Below are 12065 nucleotides of genomic sequence, written 5' to 3' on the forward strand. Positions count from 1 at the left end.
TTGTTCGTGGCATGCTGGCGGGCGTCTGCCCAGTCCGTTATTGTCTTGAGCCCTGTCTTCAGCAGATCCAGGGCTGCGGTTTCGCTTCCGGCTTCCACGTAGCAGCGCATCTCAGGCGCATTGCCGGAGGGCCGGAAATGAATGATCCTGCCGTCCTTCAGCGTCACGCGAAGTCCGTCGATGTCGGATTTCGTCGCCAGCTCCCCGATCGGCTGCAGGAAAGCGACGAGATTTTCATCGGAGGCGCGAAGATATTCCATCAGTGCCGCGCTCGTCTCAACCGGAAAATTCTCCAGGCGATCGGCGGCGGCAAAGGGCAGGCGATAGGAGGCGGCAACGGCAGATAGCGGCTGTCTGCGAACGGCGGCGAGCGACAAGATCGCCAGTATCGGCACGAAACAATCGCGCGTCGGCAGGGCGCGCACGACTCTGCCATTGATATCGAAAGGGGTTGCGGTCAGCAGTCCGCCATTGGCCTCAAAGCCCATGACATGATCCGCGCCGGCGGCCACGGCCTCTTCCATGCCTGCAATGACGAAGGGCGAGCCGACGCGGGTGCGCTTGACGGCGAAGGAGCCCGCAGCCTCAATGCCGGAATTGGAGGTCACCGGTGTCACCGCCGTGCCGGCGCCGAGAAAATTGGCTGCGACAAGGCCGAGGAGGTCACCGCGTAGCGGCGTGCCGGTTTCGTCTGCCACCAGCGGGCGGTCGCCGTCGCCATCGGTCGAGACGATCGCATCCAACGTGTGCTTGGACGCCCAGCGCTTCATCAATGTGACCGTCTCGTCGGAAACAGCTTCGGTGTCGACGGGAATGAAACTCTCCGAACGCCCGAGAGCGATGATTTCGGCGCCGTAATGGGCGAGAACCTCGACCAGCAGGTCGCGGGCGACGGTGCTGTGCTGGTAGACGCCGATCTTCAGGCCGGAGAGCGCGCCCTGCGGAAGCAGGCCGGCATTGCGTTCGAAAAACAGTTGACGGCAGATCGCCTCATGATCTTCGGTCTTGGCCGGCGCCTCCGCAACGGCCTCGCCGGTTCGTTCGATCTCGGCCGCTCGTGCGGTGATATCAGCTTCGTCCGATTTGTCGATCTCGCCGTCGGGGCGATAGAACTTGATGCCGTTGCGGTCTGCGGGAATATGCGAGCCGGTAACCATCAGGCATGCGGCGTTGCTCTCGAGGCCATAGAGGGCAAGGGCGGGTGTCGGGACATTGCCGCAGTCCAATACCCGGAAGCCGAGCGCGGCGAGTGCGCCGGCGCAATTTCCCGAGATATCGGGACTCGAATCGCGAAAATCGCGGCCGACCAGAATGGCGTCGCCGGCCTGTGCCTTGCCGGTCTGCAGCAGATATTTGCCGAACGCCGTCGCATAAAGCGCAGAGGCGCGTCCCTTGAGATCCACTGAAAGCCCGCGAAGACCGCTCGTGCCGAATTTCATTTGAAGACATGTCTCCAGTTTATCATCAAAGTTCTACTCAGGCCGCCTGCCGGCGTAAATACCAAAGCCGTCATATAGTTAAACACGGACGACCGTGTCTCGGACAGCCTCTTGTCATCTTCTCCAGTCGATTCCGAAGTCGTCGACCCATTGCCGCGCCGACAGGCATTGCAGCGTAGATCGATTTTGTTAGAACCGTGTGTCCGTTGTTTCGTCATATGCGAAGGGTTTGCTGGATGAGCGATACATCAGTCAGTCTCGAAGAGAGCTGGAAAGCCGCTCTGGCGGGTGAGTTCTCAAGCCCCTATATGCAGCAGCTTAAATCCTTTCTTGTCGCGCAGAAGCAGGTCGGTAAGCGGATTTTCCCCCGAGGCAGTGAATATTTCCGCGCCCTCGACCTGACGCCGATCTCCAGCGTCAAGGTCGTCATTCTCGGTCAGGATCCCTATCACGGGTTGGGGCAGGCCCACGGGCTGTGCTTCAGCGTGCGACCGGGCGTGCGCATCCCGCCCTCCCTCGTCAATATCTATAAGGAAATGCAGACGGATCTTGGCATAGCGCCGGCGCGTCACGGTTTTCTCGAACATTGGGCAAGACAGGGCGTGCTGCTGCTGAACAGCGTGCTGACGGTCGAGGAGGGCCAAGCGGCGGCTCATCAGGGCAAGGGGTGGGAGAAGTTCACCGACGCGGTCATCCGCAAAATCAACGACGAGTGCGAATCCGTCGTCTTCATGCTCTGGGGCTCCTATGCCCAGCGCAAGGCCGCCTTTGTCGATACGACGCGACATCTCGTGCTCAGGGCGCCACATCCCTCGCCGCTTTCGGCCCATAGCGGGTTTTTCGGTTGCCGGCATTTTTCGAAGGCGAATGATTTTCTGCAGTCGCGCGGGCGGTCGCCAATCGACTGGCAATTGCCGGCCGATCCCCAAGAACATCCAGTTGTGAACGCCTGTTAACGTTCGTTCACCAAAAGTAGACAATGCGTTTTGGTCTGAGGGACTGTTCCCACGGAGTTTCAGCGCGCATCTTAGCTCCATCGAAAGCCCGCCCGCCGCGGGCAAGAAAGGGGTATCACATGCTCGATCAGATCAAGGGTCTGCACCACGTCACGTCGATGGCGGAGGACGCCCGAACCAACAACCAGTTCTTCACCCACGCGCTTGGCCTGCGCCGCGTCAAGAAGACAGTGAATTTCGACGCGCCCGATGTCTATCACCTCTATTATGGTGACGAGACCGGAGCGCCCGGTTCTGTCATGACCTATTTCCCGTTCCCGAAGATGGCGCAGGGCCGTCCCGGCACCGGGGAGGTCGGCACGACGGTGTTTTCCGTTCCGCAAGGCTCGCTCGGTTTCTGGAACGATCGCTTTGCTGCGCTCAATGTCAGCGGCCTGAAGGCCGAAGAAAGCTTCGGCGAGAAGCGGCTGAACTTCTCCGGTCCCGATGGCGACGGCTTTGCGCTCGTCGAGGTCAAGGACGATGCCCGCCAGCCCTGGACGCATGGCGGCATCAGCGAAGATCACGCCATTCGTGGCTTCCACTCCGTCGCCATGCGGCTGCGGGACGAGGGCGCCACCGCCGAGCTCCTGAAATTCATGGGCTATGAGCTCGGAGAGCAAAGGGACGGCGTCAAGCGGCTGATCAAGCCCGAAGGCAACGGCGCACATCTCATCGATCTTGAGACGATGCCCAACATTGCCCGCGCGCTTCCCGGCGCCGGCTCCGTCCATCATGTTGCCTTCGCTGTCGAAAACCGCGAGAAGCAGCTCGAAGTCCGCAAGGCGCTGATGGACACCGGCTATCAGGTCACGCCGGTGATCGACCGCGATTATTTCTGGGCGATCTATTTCCGCACGCCGGGTGGTGTGCTGTTCGAGGTCGCGACCAATGAGCCAGGCTTTGACCACGACGAGGATACGGCCCATCTCGGCGAAGCCCTGAAGCTGCCGCAGCAGCACGCCCATCTTCGCGCGCTGCTCGAGCAGCACCTGCAGCCGCTCGAAGCGTAAGGAGTGGGCGATATGACCGAAGCTGGATATGTGCACCGGCTGCATGCCGGTGCGCCTGATAAACCCATCCTGCTGGTGCTGCACGGCACCGGTGGCGACGAGAACCAGTTTTTCGAATTCGGTCGGCGCCTGCTGCCCGAAGCGACGGTTCTCTCGCCGCGCGGCGACGTGTCAGAACATGGGGCGGCGCGGTTCTTCCGGCGCACCGCGGAAGGGGTCTACGACATGGCCGACCTCTCACGGGCGACGGAGAAGATGGCCGCCTATGTCAAGGCATTGGCTGACGAACACCAGGCTTCCCAAATTCTCGGTCTGGGTTTTTCGAATGGCGCAAACATTCTTGCAAATGTGCTGATCGAAAAGGGCATCTTCGATGCCGCCGTTCTGATGCACCCGCTCATTCCGTTTCAGCCCGAAACCCATGGAACTCTTGCGGGGAGAAAGGTGCTGGTGACGGCCGGGAAACGGGATCCGATCGCTCCCGTCCCGGTGACCGAGGCGCTGTCGGTGCATTTGAAGGATCGCGGCGCGGACGTCAGAACGGTCTGGCATCCCGGCGGCCATGAAATTGCGCCGCTCGAGATCGATGCAGTTCGCGATTTCTTCAGTGGCTATTGATGGATTGCGCCGCCGGTCGGTGGCGCTGATTTGCGGGGCCGGTGAATGCCGGTCCCGCATCCTAGCTGGAATGATAGATCATCAGGGACGGGGAGGATATTTGCCCCTGATTGCCGTCATATAAAAATTTCCCGGGGATTCCGCCATCGTCAAGCCGACGACAACGCCCTTTGGAACGCCTTCATATTCCCGCCTCTGACCGTTTGTCAGATAGACCCGTAGATGCCGGCTGTCTTCGTCGTAGGTGATCGCCTCGATAAGTTTCGAATCAACCGCAGTTTCCACTTTGCACCCCGCAGTTTTGGATCTGAGATTTCCGGTAAAGAAAGTCATTCACGCTCGCAATACGCCATCATCATGCGCCGCTGCAGTAGCGTCAAGCATGATAAGCTTAAACGTTCATTTTTTTCTACTGGCTCTCTCTATAGTTGATTTTTGCAGCTTTTTCGGAGGTGTCCCCTGTGGAAATCCCGTTGCCGAAAATTCTGTGGTCCGGAGAACTGGCGACTGACACAGCCGTTGCTGGAACGAATAATACGGCTTAACCCTGAATTAACGCTCATCTACCAAAATACAGCGCAATATTAACCGTGATTCCCTTCCAATGGCGGAATAGAGATTACCGTTTCTCGCAATCGTAATTTCGCTGTCGCGGGTGCGTTGCGTAAAGGGCGAGACGATGTGCCTCGGAAAGCCGATCTGCATGATTCGACGCGAGGCTGAAGTGCCCGCGGTATAGGCTTTTTCACGCCGGGTTCCGGTTACAGTTTGGATGAGGCCGTGATCACGCCAATTTCTTTTTGAACAGTGAGCCTGATACTTTTGCAAGGATGGGCAGGAAATCGAGCTTTTCCGACAACCTCGCGGGCTGTCGGACCTCATAAATGGGTTACATGTTTAACTATCTCGCGCCGTGGCGACAACAGATACCGATACTGGCCGGCAGCCGCAAAGGACGCGCTCGGCTGACGTTTGCCGAAGGCGAATTCGCTGCCGTCTATGCGATGAGCGATGTTCACGGATGTTATAAAGAGCTCGTCGAGGCGCATCGCCGCATTGAGGAGGATGCCGCGCGCATTCCGGGGCCGAAACTTATCGTCATGCTCGGCGATTATGTCGATCGCGGGCCTGATTCGAGCGCGGTGCTGGAGTTCCTGAGCAAGAACCCGCCGGCGGGATTTCAGCGTTTCGCTCTGTGCGGCAATCACGACGCGGAGCTGGTGAAGCTCTATCGCAAACCGGCGCGCATTCTTGAATGGCTCGGCTTTGCCGGGACGGAGACACTGCACTCATACGGTATCGATATCGAACACCTGCTGCAGTCGGCGGCTGGAAGCGAAATGATTACCCGCGTCATTCGCAACATGATCCCCGAGCGGCATATCCAATTCCTGGAATCGCTGCCGATCATGCTGCGGATGGGCAGGGTGGTCTTTGTCCATGCCGGCATCAAACCGGGCATCGACCTCAAGAAGCAGAAGGACAGCGACCTGATGTGGATCCGCCAACCCTTCCTGGATGACGGGCCGCAGCTTCCCGTCCTGGTGATCCACGGGCATACTCCGGCGCGAACCCCGACATTCGGTCCGCAACGGATCGGCATCGACACCGCAGTCTCGGCGACGGGCCGGCTGACCGTGCTGACGATAAAAGGAACGCGGGTCGGGCTCCTTAATTAGATCTGAAGGCGTGATGCCGACCGAACCGTTCAGGCTTTTCGGCGCGGTGCGCCAAAAACCAAAACGCCGCGGTTTTTTGCTCCGCGGCGTCAGGATGATTATCGGTTCACCAGAACCTATCAGGCGTTTGTCGAATCCTGATAGAGATTGGTGCCGATGCCGGTATAGGCGAAGCCGTGTTTGCGGACCTCGTCGCTGCGGTAGATATTGCGCAGGTCGACCAGGACCGGAGCGCGCATCGACTGCTTCAGGCGATTGAAATCGAGCGCGCGGAACTGGTTCCATTCGGTGACGATGACAAGCGCATCCGCACCCGCGGCCGCTTCATAGGGGCCGCTCGCATATTCGATGTTCTCGATCACCTTGCGGGCGTTCTCCATGCCCTCGGGATCATAGCCGACCACTTGGGCGCCGGCGTCCTGCAGGGTCTGGATAACGGCAATCGCCGGGCTGTCGCGCATGTCGTCGGTGTTCGGCTTGAAGGTCAGGCCGAGAATCGCAATCTTCTTACCGCGAATGTCCCCGCCGACGGCCGAGATGACCTTGCGTCCCATCGCCCGCTTGCGGTTATCGTTGATCGAGATCGTCGTCTCGATCAGACGGACCGGCGCGTCGTAATCCTGAGCCGTCTTGGCAAGAGCAAGCGTATCTTTGGGGAAGCAAGAGCCGCCGTAACCCGGACCGGCATGCAGGAACTTGGCGCCGATACGGCCATCGAGACCGATACCGCGCGACACGTCCTGGACGTTTGCGTCGACCCGCTCGCAGAGATCGGCAATCTCATTGATGAAGGTGATCTTCATCGCCAGGAACGCATTAGCCGCATATTTGATCAGTTCCGATGTGCGGCGGGTGGTGAAGACCAAGGGAGACTGGTTGAGGTAAAGCGGACGATAGACCTCGGTCATAGTTTCGCGTGCCCGGTCGTCATTCAGCCCGACGACGATACGGTCGGGACGCTTGAAATCTTCGATTGCCGCGCCTTCGCGCAGGAATTCCGGATTGGAAACAACGGCGACATCCGCCGCAGGATTGGTTTCGCGCATGATGCGCTCGACTTCGTCACCGGTGCCGACCGGTACGGTCGACTTTGTGACGATCACGGTGAAACCTTCCACATAGGTGGCAATCTCGCGTGCAGCCGCATAGACATAGGAAAGATCCGCGTGGCCGTCGCCGCGCCGGGATGGCGTGCCGACCGCGATGAACACGACGTCGGCGCCACGGACGCTTTCGCCGACATCCGTCGAAAACGACAGCCGACCGGTGCTGGTATTTTCGGCCACCAATTGTTCCAGACCCGGCTCGTAGATCGGAATGCGGCCTTCGCGAAGGGCTTCGATCTTACTCAGATCCTTGTCTACGCAGATGACGTCGTGGCCGAAATCCGCAAAGCAAACGCCTGAAACGAGGCCGACATAGCCTGATCCAATCATCGTGATGCGCATAGTTCCCTCAAATCATTAGAGTAGGACATCATGCTGCGTCGCAGCATGGCGTCCGTCATACTTAATCTGGGCGAAAAGACAATATCGAAGATCGCTTTGATACCCACATCGAAAATCGAACTGGGTGCACGGCAATTCGTCGCCGGCCGCCTCTCGACAGCTAAAATCATAGGTTTGTGTGGGTAATGTGACAAGTCGAGCCGTTCGTCAGAGACGGCTCGACTTCAATTCCGGACGGTCAGGTTTGGTTCTCCCGCAGCCGAAATTTCTACAGCCGGTACCAGACATAAGGGTCTGTTCCCGATTGAATCTTGTCCCAGCGCAGATCGGTGTCCCGCCAGTTCTTGATGCTGCTTTGCCTGTTGTCGAGCACGAGGTCGCCCTTGTCCGTTCTGACCACCAGGACGGCATGCCCTTCACCGGAGGGCGTGTATGCCGTCGCAATCCGCAAAGCGCGCGACGACCAGCCCATGGCAATCAGCCGGCTGCGCTTGGTGAGTGCGAAATCTTCGCAGTCGCCGCTGCGGACATTGACCTTCCAGACGTCGCCGTTCAACTCGTTGCGGGGATCGTTGCGACCGATCATCGTCCGATTGACCGTGCTGTTCACGTTCTTCAGTTGCAGCATCTGCTCATCGGTGAGCGTGACGACCGCGAGACCGTTATTGTCGCGACATTCGGACGGGTTTTGGGCGCAGAACAATACCTGGGCGAAGGGCGGAATGATCTTGCCTTTTTCAGAGATATAGCTGACCGCCGAACCGCCATTCAGGCCGCGTGCGAAACCTGCGGGACCGGCGGCAAATGCCGAGCAGGCGTTTCCTGCTGTAAAGGCCAGAGCCAGAAGTGTAACGAATGTTTTCTTCATCTCTTAAATCCCGGTTCAGGGCCACCGATTAAGATCAGGCTTGCCTTTTTTCTCGGTCAATGGCATGGCCGTCTGATGATCTTCCAAGTATTGGACGCAGAACTTCTGTCCCGTTTCTGCTGCTTGGAAGGAGCATAGCCGGGTCTTGTCTCGATTGGCTTAAGCCTTTTGCGACAATTTTAAACGATGTGGAATTCTGTTACACTTTAGCACGCAAGTGTTTGATGTTCAACCTATGTTAGTACGAGTAAATTAACCGCTTCGGTTGCAATGGCTTGGGCTCCCGCCTACTCTGGTAAACGAATTCAAATGTCATCCAACCTCATCAACCGGTCGATCTTGCAAGAGGTTGTTCTCTTCGCCTTTATCGGACTGGTTATACTGACACTCATTCCGTTCGGGAGCGTCACGCCCTTTCCTTTCGCCTTCGCGGCGATCGGAATGTTTGCTCTGGCATTTATCTCGGGACTTCTGTTCGGTGAGCCGAGGCAGAGTAGATGGGTATTCGACATCGCGTTGTTTCTGCTGATCGTTCTCACGGGGTGGACGTTGATTCAGACGATCGAACTGCCGTCGCACTGGCTGGCTAATCCCGCTTGGAACGCCGCCCGTGACCTGGCGGGCGCCGATTACGCGGCGATCTCCGTCGAGCCCGCCGACACGCTTGCGTCGATCCTCTGGGTGGCGCTGCCCTTCGTCACGTTCCTAACCGGGCTTCTCTTATGCGATACTGATCGGCGCGCTAGGAAAGTGCTGGCCGGCCTCGGGCTTGCTGCGGGCGTCATTGCTGTTTTCGGCCTGCTGCAGTTTTTACTGTTTCCCAACATGCTGGTCGTCGTGGAGAAACACGCCTACCTCGACAGCCTGACGGCGGTGTTCGTCAACCGCAATACCGCGGCGACCTTCCTCGGGCTTGGAACACTGCTGATGCTGACTTTGGTCAGAGACATCGCCCGTTCCTATTCGAACCATCCACCTGGCGAGCCCGGCCGAAACACGCTTCTCGTGAAATCGTGGATCTACATGCTGCTCTTGTGCGCATGCTTCACCGCACTGATGCTGAGCCGCTCGCGCGCCGGCATATTCGCGACCTTTGTTGCCGCTCTCATTTATTTTCCCTGGCTGGTCATGAATTGGAACGGCTCGCGGCGCTATCTGAAATCGGCGCCGGGATGGCGTTCGATGCTGAAGTTCCTCGCGGCGATCGGTTTCGTCGTCGGGCTGCTGACGGTATTTGCAGGTCGGGCGATTTTGCGCGCGCAAGAGCGGCGGCTCGAGGATGATGATCGGTTCTGCATCCTGCCGGGCATATGGCGTGCCATTTCGGATCATTGGTTAACCGGGACCGGCCTCGGAACCTTCCGGACGGTATTTTCCGCCTACCGCGATCCAGCCTGCGGAATTTTCGGGATCTTCGACCGAGCGCATAATTTCTATCTCGAAGGATTTCTGGGCCTCGGGATATTGTTCACGGTTGCGGCGATCATTGTCTTCTCAGTGCTTGCCAGGGTGTTCTGGCAGGGGCTCGCCCAAAGGCGGCGTCTCAGGCATTGCGTTCTTCTTGGCATCTCCGCAACGGTTCTGGTCGCCCTTCACGCCGTAGTCGATTTCTCCCTGCAAATACCTGGTTTTGCAGTGTTTTATTCCGCCATCCTCAGTGCGGTTGTCGCCATAAGCCTTGGGCGCAGCAATGGAGGGGCGGATGTGGCATATGAGCGGCCGCTTACCAACTGAAATTTAAATGGATGGTTTATGAAGGTTTTTGAAAAATAGCGATTGTGCAGGTGCGAACTGTTGACTCTGAAACGCAAGAAATTTTATAGCGGGTCTAGCCTTCGGGTTGTTACGACACCAGAAAAGTTGGACTGGGTCGTTTTTCGCTTCCTCAAGGGCTTGGCGTTGCCAGCCTGCCACAGTTAGGGGAATGTTAATCGGCCTTCAGTGTTATTGATCGGGGATTGTCTTGTATTTTGCCAGATTGCGGGGCAGTAGCTTCAGGGGCGTCAACACAGGTTATTCTATGGGTTGTTCTCGTATCGTTAGTACACGCGTCGCCATTGTTGTAGCGCTAACCACTATATTAGCAAGCTGCACGTCGTTGCCAAGATCCGGACCCGATCATAAAGATGTTGATCGAGATGCGGCGGTGAAAGTGACAACGAAGGAGCGTCGCGTCGGCATCGACTACGCCCTGATCGATCTCAGCAAAAATGTTCTGCCCTATTTTACCTCTCCGCAGCCGACGTCTTTCAAGGGGTTCGGCGGTGGTCGCGGTGGGCCGCCTGAAATTCCGCTCGGTTTCGGTGACGTCGTCGAAGTCGCCATCTTTGAAGCTCAGTCCGGCGGTCTGTTCATTCCGTCCGATGCTGGCAGCCGACCTGGCAATTATATCTCCTTGCCAAGCCAGACCATTGATAGAAACGGAACGATCACAATTCCTTATGCGGGTCGTGTTCCGGCTGCCGGTCGCCTCAAGGAGACTGTGGAGCAGGATGTCGAAGATCGCCTGGCGAGCCGCGCGATCGAGCCGCAGGTGGTCATCACCACCACGACAAGCCGCTCCAGCCAAGTTGCCGTGCTCGGCGACGTCAACAATCCCCAGCGTGTCGAGATCAGCCCGGCCGGTGAGCGTGTTCTCGATGTCATTTCCGCTGCGGGCGGTTTGACGACCAACAATATCGAAACGAATGTAACGCTGCAGCGTCGCGGCAAGACGGCGACCGTCGCCTATAATACGTTGTTGAAGAACCCGGCGGAAAATATCTATGTTGCGCCTGACGATACGATCTCGATCGATCATGAGCGCCGCACCTATCTTACGCTCGGCGCCGCAGGCGTCAGCGGCCGCTTCGATTTCGAAGAGTCTAACCTGACCCTTGGAGAGGCGATCGCCAAGGCGGGCGGTTTGCGCGACGACCGTGCCGATCCGGCCCAGGTCCTGCTCTATCGCCTGGTCCCGAAGAAAACGGTTGCAGCGATGCAGGTCGACACGACGAGATTTGCGGGTGAGACGGTTCCGGTGATCGTCCGCGCGAATCTGCGGGACCCGGCAACCTTGTTTGCCGTTCAGCAATTCAAGATGGAAGACAAGGACATTATCTATATTTCCAATTCGGACTCGGTTGAATTGGTCAAGTTCCTTGACATCGTAAACTCGGTATCGTCCACTGTTTCCGGAGTAACGGACGACGCGAGGGATACCCGCAACGCGGTCCAGGATCTCGGCAATTGATTGAGATAGGCGGGCTGGTGCCGGTTGCAAACAATCGGAGCCGGCCGTCTACGCCGGGGATTTTATGAAAGAAAGCGCAGTTATGGCAAGGTCGAGTGTGTATCGTAGGCTTGCATATAGCGGAATCGCGGTGGCAGCGTTTGCCGGCATGAGTTCGAGCGCTTTCGCGGCAGTTTGCGTGAGGCTTTCAAGTTTGACTTCCATCGACATCAGTGGATTTACGACCAATCCCGCCTCTCTGCTCGACGTGTCCGACCCGCTGGTTTTGTCATCGCGCGTTCGCGCGTTGGTCGGGAGCAGCAGTGAGGCGCTTGCGCCGGTAATCGAGCAGGCCAAGAAAGCCGATGCCGCACAGATGGCCGCTATCGGTGCCGGCCTTGGGCGCGCCGCAAATAGCTGCCAGGTAACAGATCCGCTATCTAAGCTGGCCATCGAAAAGGCTGTCGCCGAGGCGAGCACCGATCCGAACCTTGCGCCGCTGCTGGCCGCCTTTGCGAAGGTCCTCGCTGAAGGGGGAACCGCGGCGCTCGGCCCGGGTGGAAGTACCGCAGCGGCCGCATCCGGTATCGGCAATAATGGGTCGATTGGCCGGACAGGGCCGGGTTCGGACGACGGAACGCCGTTTGAAGGCGCCGCCACGACTGCCGGTAAGCTGAGGGTTTCTCGAGGCCAATTGTCCTCCGACACGACGCAGTCGACGAGTCCGAGTGTCGCGGTCATACAATAGCTGGAATTGCCCTTAGATCTTAGCGCTTGATTTGTTGGAGATCGAA

General features: G+C 58.1%; 10 protein-coding genes and 1 pseudogene. 7 read left to right on the forward strand and 4 right to left on the reverse strand.

All coding sequences use genetic code 11. The features are described 5' to 3' along the window. Positions 1–17 precede the first annotated feature (17 nt). A pseudogene (locus FFM81_RS04900) lies at positions 18–1439 on the reverse strand (phosphomannomutase); the annotation flags it as partial. Positions 1440–1675: 236 nt separating this feature from the next. Between FFM81_RS04900 and ung the strand changes: the two are divergent. From ung to FFM81_RS04915, 3 genes are all read left to right on the forward strand, one after another. After that, positions 1676–2395, forward strand: coding sequence for a uracil-DNA glycosylase (gene ung, locus FFM81_RS04905; protein ID WP_003565864.1), 720 nt, complete (start codon positions 1676–1678; stop codon positions 2393–2395). 119 nt (positions 2396–2514) lie between these two features. After that, positions 2515–3447: a VOC family protein gene (locus tag FFM81_RS04910; protein WP_003565861.1), complete on the forward strand. Its 933-nt coding sequence runs from the start codon at positions 2515–2517 to the stop codon at positions 3445–3447. Between the two features lie 12 nt (positions 3448–3459). After that, positions 3460–4065, forward strand: coding sequence for an alpha/beta hydrolase (locus FFM81_RS04915; protein WP_003565859.1), 606 nt, complete (start codon positions 3460–3462; stop codon positions 4063–4065). 81 nt (positions 4066–4146) lie between these two features. On the opposite strand, the gene FFM81_RS04920 is transcribed toward FFM81_RS04915, so the two are convergent. Next, positions 4147–4398, reverse strand: a complete 252-nt coding sequence (locus tag FFM81_RS04920; protein WP_003565857.1) for a KTSC domain-containing protein — start codon at positions 4396–4398, stop codon at positions 4147–4149. Positions 4399–4949: 551 nt separating this feature from the next. Between FFM81_RS04920 and FFM81_RS04925 the strand changes: the two genes are divergently transcribed. After that, entirely contained in the window at positions 4950–5744 is a 795-nt protein-coding gene (locus FFM81_RS04925; protein ID WP_003565855.1) for a metallophosphoesterase, read from the forward strand. Between the two features lie 119 nt (positions 5745–5863). Here FFM81_RS04925 and FFM81_RS04930 read toward each other — a convergent pair whose 3' ends face one another. Both FFM81_RS04930 and FFM81_RS04935 read right to left on the reverse strand, forming a co-directional pair. Continuing rightward, complete coding sequence (locus FFM81_RS04930) at positions 5864–7192, reverse strand: UDP-glucose dehydrogenase family protein (protein WP_003565853.1); 1329 nt, start codon at positions 7190–7192, stop codon at positions 5864–5866. A 268-nt stretch (positions 7193–7460) separates the two neighbouring features. Further along, positions 7461–8060, reverse strand: coding sequence for a transglutaminase-like cysteine peptidase (locus FFM81_RS04935; RefSeq protein WP_003565849.1), 600 nt, complete (start codon positions 8058–8060; stop codon positions 7461–7463). A 309-nt stretch (positions 8061–8369) separates the two neighbouring features. Here FFM81_RS04935 and FFM81_RS04940 point away from each other — a divergent pair, with 309 nt between their 5' ends. From FFM81_RS04940 to FFM81_RS04950, 3 genes are all read left to right on the forward strand, one after another. Then, a complete protein-coding gene (locus tag FFM81_RS04940) occupies positions 8370–9794 on the forward strand; it encodes an O-antigen ligase family protein (protein WP_138384918.1) in 1425 nt (474 codons plus the stop codon). Between the two features lie 286 nt (positions 9795–10080). Then, positions 10081–11292, forward strand: a complete 1212-nt coding sequence (locus FFM81_RS04945) for an SLBB domain-containing protein (RefSeq protein ID WP_037091494.1) — start codon at positions 10081–10083, stop codon at positions 11290–11292. An 82-nt stretch (positions 11293–11374) separates the two neighbouring features. After that, entirely contained in the window at positions 11375–12019 is a 645-nt protein-coding gene (locus FFM81_RS04950) for a hypothetical protein (protein ID WP_025416855.1), read from the forward strand. Positions 12020–12065 lie beyond the last annotated feature (46 nt).

The sequence above is a fragment of the Rhizobium hidalgonense genome (assembly GCF_005862185.2).
Taxonomy (GTDB): domain Bacteria; phylum Pseudomonadota; class Alphaproteobacteria; order Rhizobiales; family Rhizobiaceae; genus Rhizobium; species Rhizobium hidalgonense.